The sequence below is a fragment of the Scytonema millei VB511283 genome, assembly GCF_000817735.3.
GTDB classification, from domain to species: Bacteria; Cyanobacteriota; Cyanobacteriia; order Cyanobacteriales; family Chroococcidiopsidaceae; genus Chroococcidiopsis; species Chroococcidiopsis millei_B.
The window spans coordinates 1-17,855 of sequence record NZ_JTJC03000001.1 but is presented as its reverse complement, the minus strand read 5'-3'; the positions used below and the strand labels follow the sequence as shown (position 1 = coordinate 17,855).

Annotated in this window: 18 protein-coding genes; 8 read left to right on the top strand and 10 right to left on the bottom strand. The window is 43.4% G+C overall.

Translation table 11 applies throughout. The annotated features are described in order from the left end of the window. The first annotated feature begins 45 nt into the window (after window positions 1–45). Complete coding sequence (locus tag QH73_RS28540) at window positions 46–174, top strand: hypothetical protein (RefSeq protein ID WP_286194025.1); 129 nt, start codon at window positions 46–48, stop codon at window positions 172–174. Here the strand turns inward: QH73_RS28540 and QH73_RS00085 are convergent. From QH73_RS00085 to QH73_RS00075, 3 genes are all read right to left on the bottom strand, one after another. Further along, window positions 168–1,070: a DUF2382 domain-containing protein gene (locus tag QH73_RS00085; protein ID WP_039714749.1), complete on the bottom strand. Its 903-nt coding sequence runs from the start codon at window positions 1,068–1,070 to the stop codon at window positions 168–170. The two genes, QH73_RS28540 and QH73_RS00085, sit on opposite strands and share 7 nt — an antisense overlap. A 253-nt stretch (window positions 1,071–1,323) precedes the next feature. Further along, window positions 1,324–2,295: a DUF2382 domain-containing protein gene (locus tag QH73_RS00080; protein WP_039714748.1), complete on the bottom strand. Its 972-nt coding sequence runs from the start codon at window positions 2,293–2,295 to the stop codon at window positions 1,324–1,326. A 383-nt stretch (window positions 2,296–2,678) separates the two neighbouring features. After that, window positions 2,679–3,518 carry a DUF2382 domain-containing protein gene (locus QH73_RS00075; RefSeq protein WP_039714747.1) on the bottom strand — a complete coding sequence of 280 codons (840 nt, stop codon included), beginning with the start codon at window positions 3,516–3,518 and terminating at the stop codon, window positions 2,679–2,681. 147 nt (window positions 3,519–3,665) lie between these two features. On the opposite strand from QH73_RS00075, the gene QH73_RS00070 reads away from it, so the two are divergent. Further along, window positions 3,666–4,310 (top strand): bifunctional 4-hydroxy-2-oxoglutarate aldolase/2-dehydro-3-deoxy-phosphogluconate aldolase, encoded by a 645-nt coding sequence (locus tag QH73_RS00070; protein WP_039717274.1) that lies wholly within the window; start codon window positions 3,666–3,668, stop codon window positions 4,308–4,310. A gap of 140 nt (window positions 4,311–4,450) precedes the next feature. Here QH73_RS00070 and QH73_RS00065 read toward each other — a convergent pair whose 3' ends face one another. Together QH73_RS00065 and QH73_RS00060 are read right to left on the bottom strand one after the other, a co-directional pair. Then, on the bottom strand, window positions 4,451–5,197 hold the full coding sequence (locus tag QH73_RS00065) for a creatininase family protein (RefSeq protein WP_039714746.1): 747 nt from the start codon (window positions 5,195–5,197) through the stop codon (window positions 4,451–4,453). 475 nt (window positions 5,198–5,672) lie between these two features. After that, window positions 5,673–5,867, bottom strand: a complete 195-nt coding sequence (locus QH73_RS00060; protein WP_015152113.1) for an NblA/ycf18 family protein — start codon at window positions 5,865–5,867, stop codon at window positions 5,673–5,675. 326 nt (window positions 5,868–6,193) lie between these two features. On the opposite strand from QH73_RS00060, the gene QH73_RS00055 reads away from it, so the two are divergent. Then, a complete protein-coding gene (locus QH73_RS00055) occupies window positions 6,194–6,364 on the top strand; it encodes a hypothetical protein (protein ID WP_165587587.1) in 171 nt (56 codons plus the stop codon). 29 nt (window positions 6,365–6,393) lie between these two features. Here QH73_RS00055 and QH73_RS00050 read toward each other — a convergent pair whose 3' ends face one another. The 3 genes from QH73_RS00050 to dnaA all read right to left on the bottom strand — a co-directional run bounded on the left by QH73_RS00050 (window position 6,394) and on the right by dnaA (window position 10,090). Then, complete coding sequence (locus QH73_RS00050) at window positions 6,394–8,082, bottom strand: ABC1 kinase family protein (RefSeq protein WP_039717273.1); 1,689 nt, start codon at window positions 8,080–8,082, stop codon at window positions 6,394–6,396. 88 nt (window positions 8,083–8,170) lie between these two features. After that, window positions 8,171–8,497, bottom strand: a complete 327-nt coding sequence (locus QH73_RS00045) for a DUF6825 family protein (protein ID WP_039714745.1) — start codon at window positions 8,495–8,497, stop codon at window positions 8,171–8,173. Between the two features lie 216 nt (window positions 8,498–8,713). After that, window positions 8,714–10,090 (bottom strand): chromosomal replication initiator protein DnaA, encoded by a 1,377-nt coding sequence (dnaA, locus tag QH73_RS00040; protein WP_039714744.1) that lies wholly within the window; start codon window positions 10,088–10,090, stop codon window positions 8,714–8,716. Between the two features lie 209 nt (window positions 10,091–10,299). Here dnaA and QH73_RS00035 point away from each other — a divergent pair, with 209 nt between their 5' ends. Beyond that, entirely contained in the window at window positions 10,300–11,718 is a 1,419-nt protein-coding gene (locus QH73_RS00035; RefSeq protein WP_039714743.1) for an HhoA/HhoB/HtrA family serine endopeptidase, read from the top strand. A gap of 97 nt (window positions 11,719–11,815) precedes the next feature. After that, window positions 11,816–12,331, top strand: a complete 516-nt coding sequence (gene def / locus QH73_RS00030; protein WP_039714742.1) for a peptide deformylase — start codon at window positions 11,816–11,818, stop codon at window positions 12,329–12,331. 80 nt (window positions 12,332–12,411) lie between these two features. Here the strand turns inward: def and QH73_RS00025 are convergent, their stop codons facing one another. After that, the gene (locus QH73_RS00025; protein ID WP_039714741.1) at window positions 12,412–12,777 is read right to left on the bottom strand and encodes a response regulator transcription factor; all 366 of its coding nucleotides are present in this window, start codon (window positions 12,775–12,777) and stop codon (window positions 12,412–12,414) included. Between the two features lie 127 nt (window positions 12,778–12,904). Next, a complete protein-coding gene (locus QH73_RS00020) occupies window positions 12,905–13,150 on the bottom strand; it encodes a DUF7219 family protein (protein WP_015157499.1) in 246 nt (81 codons plus the stop codon). Between the two features lie 336 nt (window positions 13,151–13,486). Here QH73_RS00020 and dhaK point away from each other — a divergent pair, with 336 nt between their 5' ends. The 3 genes from dhaK (at window position 13,487) to ptsP (ending at window position 17,773) form a co-directional block, all read left to right on the top strand. Continuing rightward, window positions 13,487–14,554 carry a dihydroxyacetone kinase subunit DhaK gene (gene dhaK / locus QH73_RS00015; RefSeq protein WP_039714740.1) on the top strand — a complete coding sequence of 356 codons (1,068 nt, stop codon included), beginning with the start codon at window positions 13,487–13,489 and terminating at the stop codon, window positions 14,552–14,554. Between the two features lie 84 nt (window positions 14,555–14,638). Continuing rightward, entirely contained in the window at window positions 14,639–15,265 is a 627-nt protein-coding gene (gene dhaL, locus QH73_RS00010) for a dihydroxyacetone kinase subunit DhaL (protein ID WP_039714739.1), read from the top strand. A gap of 201 nt (window positions 15,266–15,466) precedes the next feature. Continuing rightward, window positions 15,467–17,773 (top strand): phosphoenolpyruvate--protein phosphotransferase, encoded by a 2,307-nt coding sequence (ptsP, locus tag QH73_RS00005; RefSeq protein ID WP_039717272.1) that lies wholly within the window; start codon window positions 15,467–15,469, stop codon window positions 17,771–17,773. Window positions 17,774–17,855: the final 82 nt, after the last annotated feature.

Here is a 17,855-nt window from a genome sequence, read left to right as displayed (position 1 = left end):
TGCTACAAAGCGATCGTTTGAGGGGCGAGGAGTGAGGAGTGAGGAGTGAGGGAAGGGAAAAAGAAGACAAGGGAGCTGAGGGAGCTGAGGGAGCAAGAAAATTCAAAATTAATTCCGAATTCTCCCCATTACACCCTACTCCCTACTCCCTGCTCCCTACTCCTTTCTTACTGAGAACACCGATCGCACCATTCTTGATAAGTCTTTTGTTTATCTGGACTGTCTACGACAATTTCAATCCGAATTTGCTGACATCCGTGCTGACGTTCGCGGGCGATCGCGTTTAATAATAGACTGGCAACTTTAGGCGAATCAAATCTACCTGTTACTGTCAATTCACCTACACTTTGATTTTTTTCACCAACATCCCAGGAATTCACTTTGCGATCGGCAAGAGTTTCTTGTCCTAAATTAATTTCAGCTATTTGCTTGTGTTCTGGATTAACCTGTTCTACAATCAGCTTCTCATACCGCACTGGGACTTCTACCATCCGCGTTTCTATTTCTTTGCGGACAATAACTTCGCCAACTTTACGTTTTGTTCGCTCTACTACTACTCTTTCTGCTAGTAATTTAATAATCTCTTCTGTTGATATGTCTTGAGATGAACTCAATTGGGTATTAATTTGGTTGTTTATTTCGCTGGTCATGGGTGCTGATAGTTCCGATGGTACAACTTCCAATTGCCTTGCTAGAGGTTCGCTAGAAGCAACTTCTAAGCCGCCTCTCATCATTATGTCTTGACTGCTACTTGAATGCAGTTCTCGGTCGGGTTCTTGAGTGATATCTCGCTCTATTTCTTCAGGTACAAATGTAAAATCGACTGCTACAAATTTATCTGCTACTTCAATTTTTCGTATTTGCTTACTGTTGATTTGCAAGTTTGAAGCTAAGCTCCCAACTTTAGAAGAAACGATCAATTGTAACTGCTGTTGGCGATCTACAATGATATCCTTTACGATGCCAATTCGATCGCCTTGCAAATTTACGACGAAGAAATCCTTTAATTTCTTTCTGAGTTTTTCAACCAAGAGATTGAAATGGCTGCGATCGGACGTTGGATATATCATTTTAAAACACCTATTTCAAAACCTATTAAAAAAATATTTGTGTTAAAAGTCTGATTATTTTATAGAATACGTATTAACTCTGGTTATAAATGAAAGGTATGTTCCTAATATGGTAGGAAAGAGCTTTTTAATGCGAGCGCGAGCAAGATAAAATCAAAAAAATAAAACGTTGTGAAAAAGTACAGACAGTACGCGATCTGCGCTCTGTCTGTACTCACTTTTAAGAAGTAGCGATCCCTACTTCCAGTATGTCTTAGATGCGATCGCGGTTTTCATCAACTGGTAAGTTGCCAGTATTTACATCCAACTCTTCGCGGCGGATTGTTTCTTCGGCGTTAACAGTTTGATGATCTACGACCTTCTTCACTTTAACTTCTTCACGCACGAACGCTTCTTTACGAATTTCAGGCGTTTCTTCATAAACTTCCATCCGTGCTACTTCTCCCTCACGGAAGTCTACTTCGCCAGGTGCTACAGGTCTACCAGCATCCGTCGGTGTCACGCGCTCGATGACGACTCGCTCTTTTTCTACGGGTACTGCAACTCTCTCTGTTTCGACCTCTACATGCTTGCCAATTGTAACTTCCCCAGTCTTGACGCGACGCTTGTTGGCAATCAATCTTTCTTCGTAGAGTTTGAGACTTTGGTGGTTCTGCTCGTTAAGATTGTACAAGTCTGAATCGTGGTCGTCATACTTGTAGGTGTCGCGATTGTAGCTAGTAGCAGCTGCTGTATAGCCTGTATTAGAAGGAGATGGATCTAGCGGTGCAGTTGCATCAAGTGTAGCCTCACGCTCGATTGGAGCAGCTGCGGTTGAACCCATCGTACCCATCGTACCCATCGTACCCATCGTACTTGCTGTACCATAATTTGGGGTACGATATACTCCTCTGACTCTCTCTTCGTAGTCGTAATCGACTAAATCTTGTTCGTTATACTCTGGTAAATTTTCTGCTTGTTCGCGAGTCAAACCAGTTGCATATATACGGTCTGCATTGTAATCAATTCTGGAGCGACCCATTGGCAACAGAACTTTTTTGCCAAAAATCCAAAAACCTAGATCCACTATAAAATAGCGGAAGCGCCCTTCTTCATCTACTAAAATGTCGCTGACTGAGCCGATTTTTTCATCATTTTCTGAATATACAGAGTAACCTTTCATATCGCGATCGTCAAAGCTGCTGCGATAATCGGGGTCGAAATCTGAGATTTTATGCAAAGCCATAATTTGTTTTCTCCCGCTTCAATTTCTTCTATCCTAAAAAACAATTTTTCACCTCTCATCTTCCAAATGAAATATTCAATTTCATCCTGGGAATGAGTTATTTATACGGGCAGTCTGCAATTAGATAAGTGTTGTTTCGTTTCCTTTAATTTTTTCATAGAAAAGAAAGAACGACAAATCTACCATTGGAGGCGATTTGTAGGTTTTTTCTGCTACTCACATTAAAGCTATACTCACAACATTTCCTCTTACTATTGAAAGAGATTGTTTAAAAACCATACTTCTATGGATAGATTGTTCGGCATTACTTATATATTTTGATTCAGTAGGGTGGGCAACGCCCACCTGACAATAAATTCGCAACTAGTAAGGGTAAGAGTAGACTAATCGCGATCGCGTATCCGATTAACTACATCTACATCTGGCTGACCTTTAACTGTCACATCTAGTTCTTGATGTCGTACTGATTCTGTTGCTTCTACAAGATCTTGTTCTATTATTTTTTTGACTGTGACTTCTTCTCTGACAAAAGCTTCTTTATAAATTTCTGGCGTTTCTGCGTGCAGCTCTACCCGCGCAATTTCTCCCTCAGCAAACATAGGTACGTCGGAAGCAACTATATTGGTATCTGAGGCAGGCAGTCTCTCAATGACCAATCGCTCTTTAGTAATTGGCATTTCTACCCGTTCTATCTCTGTTTCAACAAGTTTGCCGATCGCAACTTCTCCAGCTTTAACGCGCTTCTTATTAGCTATTAGTCTTTCTTCATAAAGTTTAAAAGTCAGGTGATTTTGCTCGTTTAAATTATATAAAGATGCATCTTGTTGATAGTTGTACGTCTCGCGCTCGGAGCCGATACCCTGCTCGTTAGTTGTACGATAAACATTGCGTACTCGTTCTTCGTAGTCATAGTCAACGGCATGGCGATCGCTATATTCTGGCAGTCGTGCCACTTGAGCGTAACTCAAATCGTTGACGTAAATTCGTCGTCGGTCATCATCAATTCGAGCGAGTCCAATTGGAATTAATATTTGCTTTCCTGTCGCATCAAAACGATAATCAATGACTAGATAACGAAATCGACCTTCGCGATCGAGTAGTGCGTCAGTCACCGTGCCAACTTTTTGTCCTTCTTCTGTATAGACTTCCAACCATTTGACATCATCCCCATCAAGAATTTGTTGATAATTAGGATCGAAGTCTACAAGCGTGTGCAGTGGCATACTTATACTTCAGAATAGTAAAGGGATGATAATAGATTAAAAGCGCCTGATTTTAGGTTCATCCAGCTGGCGACTGACATCTGAACTGTTGCTAGACATATGTTTCAGACAGGTAACGATCGATTTGCTGAGCTGCTCGGTAAGACAATGTTTAACGATTCATGGTTGAAGTTATTGCAGCAAAATAGAGCAATCGCTGTGATCCGTGCCAATAAAATTGAGCTAGGTTGTCAAATGGCAAAAGCGGTAGCAGCAGGAGGAATGCAGTTAATCGAAGTTACTTGGAATAGCGATCGCCCCGCCGAGTTGATTGCGCAACTGCGTCGCGAGTTACCTACTTGTACAATTGGTACGGGAACGATTCTAACTTTAGAACAACTGCAACAGGCGATCGCCTCTGGAGCGCAATTTCTCTTCACTCCCCATGTCGATTCTGTCTTAATTCAAGCTGCTGTAGCTCGGGGTATACCGATTGTTCCAGGAGCGCTCTCTCCCACAGAAATTGTCACGGCGTGGATGGCGGGAGCGAGTTGCGTCAAAGTGTTTCCCGTGCAAGCACTAGGAGGCACGAGCTATATTAAGAGCCTACAAGCACCGTTGGGGAATATTCCTTTAATTCCTACCGGTGGAGTAACGTTAGAAAATGCCAAAGAATTTATTGCAGCAGGTGCGATCGCGGTAGGCTTATCCGGTCAATTATTTCCCAAAAATTTTATTGAAGCAGAAAATTGGGAGGCGATCGCGCAATTGGCTAAAACTCTCATGTTAGGAGTCGGGAGTCGGGAGTCGTAGGTAGGGGCGGGTTTTGACCAAAAATCGCAAGCTGGAATCGTCAAGCTATCTGCTAAACCCGCTCGTACAGGGGAGTCGGGAATAAGAAGACAAGGGAGAGTTAACAGACTAACTACCGATTACCAATTACCAAGTATTGTCTACTCCCCATTCACAAATTCTAGATAAGTGTGACTCAACTCCTTCACCGCCAACTCATAGAACTGCTTCCCGTGTTCTGGGGTTGCTAAGGCGGGATCGGAACCCATTCTGCCATCGGGATAACGACGGCGGAAATCTTCTGCACCGTAAATTTTATATCCTCTCCCCACTTCTGGCGATAGAGGCGCTTGTTTGATTGCTTCTGGATAAACGTACTGGGTGAGTGCAACTTCGCTTGGCGTAGCGTGAGAACCTTCTTTGTCGCCGTATAATTCTTTTGCTAACTGATAGACAGAACCACACATAAACCAGTTACCTAGATAGCACTTGATGTTACCAGCATTAGGTAGGTTGAGATCGGCTAAATGAGCGTAGGTTTCGGAAAATGCTGCTTTTAGGGTAGCAATGTTACCACCGTGACCGTTGATAAAAAAGAATTTGGTAAATCCAGCCTTTACTAGACAAGTTATGTATTCTTTTACCACTTGAATCATCGTGCTGGGTCGCAGGCTCATAGAACCAGGAAAAGCAGTGTGGTGCAGTGCCATCCCAATGTTGATTGTAGGTGCAACCAGTGCTTGCGTCGCCTCTCCGACTCCTTTGGCGATCGCTTCTGCACAAATCGCATCCGTTCCAATCAATCCTGTAGGTCCATGTTGCTCTGTAGAACCTATTGGCATAATTACGCCTTGGGAATGCTCTAGATATGCTTCTACTTCCAGCCAGGTACTCAGATGCAATAACATGACTTACTCAGATAGCAATACTCTTCTTTGATTATGAGCGATCCATAAGTTTTATGTTTTGTACTTTGGAGCGTGGAAGTATTCTCAATTACCTTCGCACATCAAAAACTGGTATACCTGAAACTTAGCAGTTTTCGATCGCCGATCAAATCTATCAAATTTCTTTAACTGACTCGTTATGATTTGAGTGGATTTTACTTTGTGTCCACTATCACCCTCGCCACAGTTTGCTCGATCGCGAGAACTCTCTGATTTTCACGCACTGGTCTAGCCTACTATTGACATCTACTGGTTGGTTGTACGATTTTTTTCATCAGTAGTGTCGCTAACTATTAAACATTCTAATCGCAGTCTGATGTTTTCTCAGTTTTTGGTTTTTGTGTTGAGTTGACGCCCCAGCATCCCCAGCTCCTTTCCCGCTTGGAACTCAGCAAGAGATGGAGGTCGCCTACTGCTGTAGACATGGCTTAGGCGTTTATTGCCAATTACCTCCGTCTATACCCCAATGGTGCTTGAGCAATTCCTTGTAGGTGGCTTCGCGCATAACCATTTGACGATATAACTTCACGAGAAAGTCTTGTGCCTGTTCTCGATCCATCTTTTCTACCTGAGTTTCAAACGAGCGGATGTTGAATTGCTGTTCGAGTGAGAGTTCAATTGGGTGACTCATAAGTTAACTCCTGAAAACAAACGTAGTGACTGAGTTGGTTCTAGCTTGGCTTCGTGGAAGCTTTGCTTGAGTATAACAGCAGTTGTTTCTCTATGTATTAACAAATTTAACAACTGCTTGACAAGATGCGCTACTTCTTATTGGGTATACATATTAAATCAAAAGGCAGAATCTCGATTTCGGTAGATATGAGGAAATTTATCGATAGTTTTAACAAGTTCTGTCCCAGAAAAATGCTCAGACCGAACAAAACTAAGTAGATATACTTATAGACAGACCTAGATGCAGCGGATTGGCAAGTCAAAAGGCAAAAGTCAAAAGTCAAAATGTTAGTCTTCGATCGCGATCGAGGTTCTAGCAATCTGCGGCGAGTCGGCGAAATGTATCGCAGGTTGCATATCTCAATCTTTGCGGTATGGCAGGCGATCGCCATCTTTCTTCTGAAAGAACAAAATAGGGTGCGTTGCATAACACACCCTACACTCACTACTCGCTGATAACTGACAACTGATAACTGATAACTGATTTAAAACATTTTGTCGTAGCGATCGAGGCGCATCAGCAAGCGAATCAGAGAAAATCCAGTTCCGGCGGCGATCGCCCCAGGGATCAATGCTAGCCAAGCAAATTGACTAATTAACAGAATCGTTGCCGAAATCGTGAAGGAACTGACAATTAGAGCGTAAGTAATGGCGACTTGGACGCTACTCTGTCGCCGCAACAAGCGTTCTGTTTCAATTGACCGTACCCGCACGCGCAAATCTCCTCGTTCCAGTTTTTCGAGGGTGTCTTCTAAGCGTCTTGGTAAGCCGAAAGCAGTACTACCCACTTGGGCAGCTTGACGACTTAATTCATTCAAGAAGCTATTGCCATCAACAGAACCATTACCATCAGTCATAAGCTGGAATGCAAAAGGTTTAGCAACTTCCATAAAGTTGAACTCAGGGTCTAAGCCCTTGCCGACCCCTTCAAGAGTAGAAAAAGCCCGCATGACGAACGTAAAAGTAGCCGGAAAGCGAAATGGCTGACCGTAGGCAATTTCATAAAGATCGTCGCTAATCGCACTCACCGATTGATTCTCAAACGGCTTATCCATGAAATTGTCCAGCATAAACTGCACCGATCGCCGGACTGGACCCATATCATCTGTAGGTGCTAAAGCGCCCAGTTCTACTAAAGATGCAACCACGCGATCGCCATCTTTTTGCGCAATGCCGAACAGTGTCTTCATCAACTGTTCGCGCACGTTTGCCTTGATCCGTCCCATCATGCCAAAATCATAAAAAATCAGCGACCCTTCGGGACTAACAGCGATATTACCCGGGTGCGGGTCGGCGTGAAAGAAGCCATTATTAAGTAACTGGTGTAAATAGGCTTCAGCCCCTTGTTTGGCAATCAACTTCCGATCTAAGCCAGCGGCTTCTATCGCTTCGTAGTGGCTGATCTTGATCCCTGGCGCATATTCCAGAGTTAAAACCTGCGGGGAAGTGTAACGCCAGTAAATTCGAGGGACTTTAACCCAATCGTACTCGCGAAAATTGCGGCGAAACGTATCGGCATTGCGACCTTCATTTAAATAATCAATTTCTTCCCAAAGAATGCGACAACACTCTTCATATATTCCCAGCCAATCTCGACCGCGCCCCCAGTCGGGATGGTTTTGAAAGTAGCGTGTAATACCTTTGAGAATCGCCAGGTCAATTTCAAACAGTTTTTTTAATCCAGGGCGTTGTATTTTGACAACAACCTCCTCACCCGATCGCAATTTAGCTTTATGGACTTGACCTAAACTCGCCGCTGCTAGAGGTATGGGTTCAAAACTATGAAACAATTCGGGAATCTTTTTGCCTAATTCTCGTTCTACCGTTGCTTCTACTTGTTCGTAGCCAAAGGCGGGAACCCGATCCTGTAACTTTGCGAGTTCTTCAACATATTCGCCAGGAAATAAATCGGCACGGGTAGAGAATAGCTGTCCGACTTTGATAAAGGTCGGACCCAGATCCAATAAAGTATTGCGAATCCAGATTGCCTGTTTTTTGCGCCTAGCAATCTTTCTAGCTTCAGTTACGCCGCCTGGATAGCTCCAAGCTTTTCCATCTAGCCACAATCCAAACAGTAGCGTCAGGACAAACATCCAAATGTCTACGAACCGTCGTTGGCGCGAGTAATTTTCGCGGTTCCAACGATAGGACTTATTCGTGTAAGTCTTCTCCATGCGATCGGCGTAACTTGTAATTTGGGCGGAGTCGGCAGAAAAAACAGACACTGATCGAGCGGTAAGGGGTAAGGGGTAAGAGATGCTGTTAGAGGGAGTTGCTGCGATAGCGTTGTAATTCAGCCCGTAGTAGGGCAATTTCAGCCCGCATATCGTCGATTGTTGCCTGCAAGTCGGCGGGTTGCGAGCTTTGAGGCACTATCTCCGTAGTACTTCTACCTACAGTCGCCACTTCCATTTCCCGCTCTGCTCGCTCCGTCACCTGTTCGGTAAATTGCCGCAGTTGCTCTCGTGCTTCAGCATCAAATTTACCTAATTCGCTCAGCGCATCGGTCAATGCATTTTCTAACTTTTCGCTGACAATTTCAGCCGCTGCCCTACCGACAAAGAAGGCATGAACCAGAGGATTACTCATAGCTACAAATTTCTACACAATTGCCATCCGCAAAGATTATAACTTGCTGGCTCGCTCTAATGCTTGTACCTTTCGTGAGGTGTAAGGAGTTAGAGATGGGAAATGGGATCGGTAATCCGGTCTCAGCAGCGAATTGCAGCCAGTCTTTCCTCATCAGTAACCCCCGACTGTGCGCCAACTCGTTAGTCTGCTGGCTTGCTTTTCATTCTCCATAGTTTAGTTCCGCGAGCGACTCGTAATACTGATGCGATCGGCTAATTGTCTTAACTTTTGTTCTAAACTGGGATCGCTATCCTTGAGCTGAGAAATTTTCTCACAACTATACAGTACGGTGGTATGGTCTTTTCCGCCGAATTCTTCGCCAATTCTCGGTAAACTCAAATCTGTATACTGTCGCATTAAATACATGCCAATTTGTCGCGCCCAACTAATTTCTCTGCGCCGTGAATTGCCTTTCAAATCTTCAACCGAGACATCATAAACGTCGGCGACGACCATCATCACCGATTCAGCTGAAGCAGCTACTTTTTCTATGCCTGGATTTAAAACTGGTCGAAGATTTTCTACGGTCATAGATAAGCCAGAAATAGAAATATAAGCGACAGCACGAATCAAAGCTCCTTCTAATTCTCTAATATTAGAAGTGTAATTTGAGGCAATATACTCAATCACGTTTCTGGGCAGACGCATATTTTCATACTCTGCCTTTTTCTGTAAAATTGCCATTCTCGTTTCAAAATCTGGCGGCTGAATATCGGCAATCAATCCCATTGAGAATCGAGAACATAAGCGAGCCTGCAACTTGGGAATTTGGTTTGGCGGACGGTCTGATGCTAGAACGACTTGTTTTCCCGCTTCATGCAGCGTATTAAATGTATGAAAAAATTCTTCTTGCGTGTACTCTTTACCTTCAATAAATTGAATATCATCGACTAATAAAATATCGGCAGCACGATAATGCTCTCGAAAACTCTGCATACTATCTTTGCGGATCGAAGCAATCAGATCGTTCGTGAATTGCTCGGTAGAAACGTAGAAAATTTTAGAATTTGCATCAATTTCTAAGCGATAGTGACCGATCGCCTGCATCAGATGAGTTTTTCCTAACCCCACGCCACCACATAAAAATAGCGGGTTGAATTCTCGTCCTGGAGATTCCGCCACGGCTAAAGCCGCAGCGTGAGCCATCCGACTGTTAGAACCGACGACAAATCGCGAAAATACATACTTTTGATTCAGTTCTGGCGGCTTCACATTGTTGCTAGGAGAAGCTTTTGGAGTGGTATCGTTACTCGGAGACGACCGAGCGACTTCTGACTCGGCAAAACGCACGGATTCATCTCCCTGAGCCACGGTAACGTGAATTTCTACAGGATAGCCGAGAATATCTTGAACTGTATCGGCAATTGTTTTGATGTAACGCTTTTGCAACCAATTTCGATGAAATGCATTGGGAGTGCAAATTGTCAAGGAATTATCCTCAAGCCGCTCAGCATTGGCAGTTTTAATCCAGGATTCAAAAGAAGGTCTGCTTAACTGGAGTTGCAATCGCTCCAGTACTTGAGTCCAAAGATTATCGGGGGAAAGATCCACCTTTTACCACCTCTGCTGTTAGCTGTCAAAATAGGGATAGGTTAACTAATCTACCAAACTCTTATTCGATCGCAGCGATCGCGATCGACAAAAACATCGATCGTATAACTCCTTTGCAAAACTCCTTACCTGTACTCAGCGGCAAAACTCCGCTCAATTGAGGCAAAATCGAACTAGCTACCGATCGACTTTCACCAACAGCAAAACAGATGAGCAGCAGGCAACGCAATATTGAGTCACGACCTGAGCCACAAGAGAGAAAACCAAGGCGTTTGCAGCTTGATGGCACTGAAAAAACCCCAGGCAGTAAACGGAATGGGTTTGGCGGGTATTTCTTTGGCAACACAGGCAATCTAGTTGAAACTAACCTTGAAGGACTCGTAAGGAAGAGTTTATCAGACAAAGCAGGGGGCGATCGGCGGCGATTGTCTGGAACTGTTGGCAGGAAGGCATTGACACTGATCTCTGGTGTTTTATGCGTTTCGTTAAGTAGCTGTACTACTATTACAGAGCCTTTCCGTCAATCCCAAGCTCAACAGACTCCCGTAGCTCCATCCCCCGTCGCTCCTACGCCAGGTACTCCTCGCGCTGCTTTACCTAGTGTCAGCGACCCTAATTTTGTCGTCGCCGCCGTTCAGAAAGTTGGTCCGGCTGTGGTGAGAATCAATGCTTCTAGAACAGTGAGACGGCAGCTACCAGAAGCATTTGAAGATCCCCTATTTCGCCGCTTTTTTGGCGTACCAGAGGCTCAACCGCGAGAACGGATCGTGCGCGGCACTGGTTCTGGATTTATTATTAGTGCTAACGGTCAAATCTTGACTAACGCTCATGTAGTCAATGGAGCCGATCGCGTCAGCGTCACGCTTAAAGACGGTCGTACTTTAGAGGGAAAAGTTTTAGGCGAAGATCCGGTGACTGATATCGCCGTAATTCAAGTTCAGTCAAATAATTTACCCGTAGTAGAAATTGGCAATTCTGACGAACTACAACCAGGAGAATGGGTAATTGCGATCGGCAATCCCCTCGGTTTAGATAATACGGTGACAGCAGGAATTGTCAGTGCAACAGACCGTTCTGCGAGTGATATTGGCGTAACTGATAAGCGGATTGGCTTTATTCAAACCGATGCGGCAATCAATCCAGGTAACTCTGGCGGACCCCTGCTGAACTCCCGTGGTGAAGTTATCGGCATGAATACGGCAATCATTCAAGGCGCGCAAGGATTAGGCTTCTCCATTCCAATTAATGCCGTCCAGCGCATATCTAAACAACTTATTGCTACAGGCAGCGTTCAGCACCCTTATTTGGGAGTGCAAATGGTGACGTTAACACCAGAAATTAGACAGCAACTAGAAGTAGAGTCGCAAGGACAAATTCAAATCCCTGCTGAGAGTGGCGTATTAGTAGTCAGAGTCGTGCCTAACTCTCCCGCAGCCGCAGCAGGGATCAGAAGTGGAGATGTCATTCAGTCAATTAACAATCAACCCGTATCGAAAACAGACCAAGTACAGCAGATAGTCGAACAAAGTTCTGTAGGAACCCAAGTTTCCGTCCAAGTTCAACGCAATGGCAAAACCGCACAGCTATCTGTGAAGTTGGCTAATTTACCCGTACAACAAGAAGGATGAAGTCGTAAGTCGTAATTCGTAATTCGTAAGTCGTAAGTCACAACTCAACCCTACACCCCATTCTTCACTGATAACTGATAACTGATAACTGATAACAATGGAAATCATTCAACTTGGTAATCCGATTTTGCGAAGTAAAGCTGAGTTTGTGGAAAACATTGACGAGCCGCAAATTCAACAGCTTATAGACGATTTATTAATTACAGTAAAACAGACGAATGGTGTAGGGATTGCTGCACCGCAAGTTGGTGTTGGCGATCGCATTTTTATTGTTGCTTCCCGTCCCAATCCCCGCTATCCTCACGCTCCAGAAATGGAGCCAACACCGATGATTAATCCTAAAATCTTGGCTCGTTCTAGTGAGAGTGTAAAAGGATGGGAAGGTTGTCTGAGTATACCTGGGATTCGCGGTTCCGTACCCCGAGATCGATCGATTGAAGTTGAATATAGCGATCGCTACGGCAAGTTACACAAGCAAGAATTGACCGATTTCGTTGCTAGAATCTTTCAACACGAACTCGACCATCTCGACGGTATCGTCTTCCTCGATCGCCTCGAAACCAACTACGATATTATTACAGAGCAGGAATATCAGAAATTAGTGAGTGGGTAATTGGTAGTTGGTAGTTGGTAGTTGGTAGTTGGTAGTTGGTAGTTGGTAGCTGGTGGTGCGCGATCGCTGATAACTGGTCACTAGTCACTGATAAAAGGTGCGATCGCTCTCATCAACTCAGATGTAGAAAACGGTTTACACAAATAACCATTCGCTGCCAAATCTGCTCCCATAGCCGTAACTTCTGGAGTATTCTCAGCAGTCAAAAAAATAAATGGAATAGCAGCGGTGTTTGGGTCTTGTCGCAGCGATTTCAGAACTTCGTAACCACTCAGTCCTGGCATTTTCACATCGCATAATACCAAGTCAGGAATATTTTCTTGTGCAAGTTTTAATCCGACGTAACCATTTTCAGCTGCGATCGCTGTCAAACCTCTTAGTGTGAGTAAGTTGACAATACTATCGCGCAATAGTGCATCATCCTCAATCGCCAAAACCTTCGTCATTCTTACATGTTCTGAATTTGAGTGCAAGATAACAAAAGGACTGGTAGTAAATCCATAACCTTAAATTGCTTAAAGTTCAAATTTGTTTGTTTAAAATTTAGTAGCAGAAAGATTTTTAGGGCGATCGCTACTTCGAGCCAATGTTCATGGCGCGTTTGCTCTGCTCTATCTTTTGCCATAGACTTGCCACCTGTTCGTATGCTTTCTCTGAGGAAAGCTTTCCGCCTGTATGTAAAGCAGAAATATAAGCAAGTTTTTGAGCAAATTCTTGTAAGTTAGCATTAAAAGCCAGATGCTCTGGCGTAAATTTGCCATGATACCTGCTTTGGGCATAAATAAAACTATTTTTATTACTTAGCTCTGCTTTTGCCATACTACTCTGCCTATAAAAAAGAATTTATCTTAACCTATCCTTAAATTAACTCTACTGACCTTCATCCATGAGAAAGATTTTCATCTTTCAATCTGTAGTTATGAATACACAAGCCTTGGTGTTCGCCAGTCATCTCCCTGTTTTGGTTGTATTTCCCGATTGAGCTATCAAACTGAGCTTACTCTAGGAAAATATATTATGACTCATATTTTAACCATGGCTTAACCTAATGTTAACCAAATTTACATTGAGCGGTAAGGATAGCTGAGTAAATGTCAAGACTGAGCCAAAGTCTTTTATCCTGAGTTGTAATAGCCTCTCGAATAGGAGCGAACCATGAAGAAGTTGATTAACCAACCGGACAGCTTCGTGCGGGAGAGTTTAGCAGGCATGGCAGCAGCTCATTCCAGCTTGTTAAAGGTAAATTTCGACCCTACATTTGTATACCGCGCCGACGCACCCGTGACAGGTAAGGTAGCAATTATTTCTGGTGGAGGTAGCGGTCACGAACCGATGCACGCTGGCTTTGTTGGTATGGGTATGTTAGATGCTGCGTGTCCTGGAGAGGTGTTTACTTCTCCTACACCCGACCAAATGCTAGCAGCGGCAAAACAGGTAGATGGCGGCGCTGGAGTGCTTTACATTGTCAAAAACTATAGCGGCGACGTAATGAACTTTGAAATGGCAACTGAGTTAGCCCGTGTTGAGGATATACGGGTGTTAAATGTATTGATAGACGATGATGTTGCCGTCCAAGATAGCCTTTATACCCAAGGCAGGCGAGGTGTAGGCACGACAGTATTAGCAGAGAAAATTTGCGGTGCGGCTGCGGCAGACGGATACAACTTGCCGCAAGTGGCAGATTTCTGTCGGCGGGTGAATCTAAACGGTCGCAGTATGGGTATGGCATTAACATCTTGTACCGTACCCACGAAAGGATCGCCTACTTTTAGTTTGGGCGATCGCGAAATGGAAATTGGGATTGGCATTCACGGCGAACCAGGTAGAGAAAGAATGTCGCTAAAATCTGTAGACGAGATTACAGAAATACTAGCCTTATCAATAATTAACGATCGCCCCTACAGTCGTACAGTCCGAGAATGGGATGAGACTCAAGAAGAATGGGTAGATGTAGAGTTAGTCAATTCTGAATTTAAGTCGGGCGATCGCGTGTTAGCTTTTGTTAACGGTATGGGTGGTACGCCCTTATCAGAACTGTATATTGTGTATCGCAAGTTAGCCGAAATTTGTCAAAAACAGGGATTGCAAATAGTGAGAAACTTGATTGGCAATTACATCACATCTTTAGAAATGCAAGGCTGTTCCATTACCTTGCTCAAAGTCGATGATGAAATGCTGCGGCTGTGGGATACGCCTGTAAAAACAGCAAGTTTATGTTGGTAATCAGTTATCAGTTATCAGTTATCAGTTATCAGTTCAGTTTATTCTGACTTCTGACTCCTCACAAATGACAAATGACAAATCAATATGAATAAAGAACAAGTAATACAATGGTTGCAAAATTTTGCTGCTGAGATTGAGCAAAACAAAGAATATTTAACAGAATTAGATGCAGCAATTGGTGATGCCGATCATGGGATCAATATGGATCGCGGCTTTAAGAAAGTAGCAAGTCAACTATCTAGTGTTGCCGACAAAGACATCAGCACAATTTTAAAAACTGTCAGCATGACCTTAATTTCTACTGTAGGTGGTGCAAGTGGTCCTCTTTACGGCACATTTTTTTTGAGAGCAAGTACAGCCGTAACAGGGAAAGAAGAACTCGCAACAGAAGATTTACTCAAGTTATTACAAGCAGGTTTAGAAGGTGTAGTTCAACGAGGTAAAGCGCACCTTGGTGACAAGACTATGATAGATGTTTTATTACCAGTTGTGGATAGTTTTCAACAATCTGTAGATAACAATAAAAATATTTTAGAAACGATGCAGCAAGTAGTATTAGTAGCAGAACAAGCGATGAAAGAGACTATTCTCATGCTAGCTAAAAAAGGGAGAGCGAGTTATTTAGGCGATCGCAGTATCGGACACCAAGATCCAGGCGCAACTTCTACTTATTTAATGCTGAAGAGTTTGTTAGCAACGTTGGAAAATTAAATTACTAAAAATAAAAAGATGTCCTAAATCTTCAGTTCTTACATCTGTAGCACATTATAGATATCGTTGTAATCCTTGTGAAAGCAAATAAAGTTATGCAAAATTGAAGAATTGTCTACTCTGTTGCTGATGCAATGAAGTTGCTAGCAGTATAAAGTAACTGCAAGGATAGAAGCTTCTAGATGTTCTTGGGGCGATCGCATGGTTAGCATTGTTATTGTCTCTCACAGCAAAAAACTAGCCGAAGGCGTGCGGGAACTTGCACGACAAATGGTACAGGACAAAGTACCCATAGCCGTAGCAGCAGGAATTGACGATCCAGAAAATCCACTAGGTACAGATGCCATGCAAGTCTATGAAGCGATCGCCTCTGTCTATAGTGACGATGGCGTTCTCGTACTCATGGATCTCGGTAGTGCCTTACTTAGTGCGGAGATGGCAATAGAATTCTTGCCAGAAGAACAACAGGATAAAATTCATTTATGTGAAGCACCTCTAGTAGAAGGTGCGATCGCCGCCTCTGTTGCAGCTACATCCAGTAACGATATCGATGTTGTTATTTCTGAAGCACGACAAGCACTCACAGCAAAAGCAGCACAATTAAATATAAATACCCAAAACAAACATTCTATTGCCCCCCTTTTTAAGGGAGGTTGGGGGGATCTCCCAACAAACGAAATCCACCTGACAATCCGTAACCCACAAGGACTACACGCACGTCCTGCGGCTCAATTTGTTACCACAGTAACTCAGTTTCAGGCTCAAATTCGCGTGCGAAATATCACCAGAAACACAGAATTTGTGAGAGCAGATAGCATCAATCAAGTTGCTACATTAGGAGTATGCCAAGGACACGAAATCGCGATCTCTTCTGTTGGTGAAGATGCAGATGCGGCACTGTTAGCACTACAAACACTTGTCGAAAATAATTTTGGTGAGACTCATCATACTTCATCTCCTCACCTCCATACTTTCTCTCATTTTCCACAAGGAATTCCCGCTGTCCCAGGAATTGCGATCGCCCCAGTTTTCCAACATCATTCGTATCAAATAAAAGTTCACGAACTTTGTGTAGTAGATGTAGAGACTGAATGGCAGCGTTTACAAACAGCGATCGCAACTGCCCAACAAGAAATTCAAAATATCAAAGATCGAATCCATATTCATGAGAATGAAGCAGCAATATTTGATGCACATCTTTTAATTTTGGCAGATCCAGCAATTATCGAACCCGTCCAAAAACGAATTTTTGAGCAACATCAAAATGCTGAATTTGCTTGGAATACCATCATTGATGAAATAGCAAATAGTTATCGCCATCTCAATGACGTTTATTTACAAGAACGAGCTAAAGATATTATTGATGTAGGACAAAGAGTTTTGCGATCGCTCCTTGGCGTTTCTACTGCTAATATAGAATTAACTCAGCCCAGTATTCTTGTTGCTCGCGATCTTTCTCCTTCTGATACAGTCCAATTAGATCGGACAAAAGTATTAGGAATTTGTACGTTACAAGGTAGCGCTACTTCTCACAGTGTAATTCTGGCACGTACGTTAGGAATTCCGGCTGTTGTCGGTGTTAACTCACAGATTTTAAATTTAGAACCTGGTACGCTGCTAGCAATTGATGGTGAAAATGGCAATATTTGGATACAACCCGATTCTAAAACAATTGCTACCCTCGAAGCGAAAAGAGATGCGATAATTACCGCTAGACAGCAAGCACGAGTCAAAGCGCAAGCACCAGCGATCGCCCGTGACGGTAAGCGAATTCAAGTCTTTGCTAATATTAGTAGTATTGCCGATGCTCAAATTGCGATCGCTCAAGGTGCAGAGGGAGTCGGATTGTTACGCACCGAATTATTGTATCTTGACAGAACGTCCTCACCTACAGAAGCAGAACAATTTGAAATTTATCGTGCGATCGCCCAAATTCTAGCAAACCGTTCCCTAATTATTCGTACTCTGGATATAGGTGGCGACAAACCTCTTTCTTATCTGGGATTACAAACAGAAACTAATCCTTTTTTAGGCTGGCGAGGTATTCGATTTTGCTTGGATCGTCCCGAGCTTTTTAAAACTCAGTTACGAGCAATATTACGAGCTAGCTCAGGATATCAAATTAAAGTTATGTTTCCCACAATTGCAACTTTAGCAGAACTACAAGCAGCTAAAGCAATTTGGGCAGAAGCACAAACAGAATTGTCCCAAGCTGGTATTCCCTTCGATCAAAATATTGAAATTGGCATCATGATAGAAATTCCATCTGCGGTTGCGATCGCGGATAAACTTGCCTCTGAAGTGAATTTTTTCAGCATTGGTACGAATGATTTAAGCCAATATATCATGGCAGCCGATCGCACCAATCCGAAAGTTGCTTCATTAGCTGACGCTTTTCATCCTGCTGTATTGCAAGCAGTTCAAAAAACTGTGCAAGCCGCACACCATGCAGGAATTTGGATAGGATTGTGTGGCGAACTCGCAGCCGAACCCTTAGAGGGTGTTTGAAAAGTGGGTTGGGTAGTAAAAAAGCTCACTCGGTGTAAGCTGCGAATAACTAGTACACAGCACCGAGAGAGCGACATGAGTA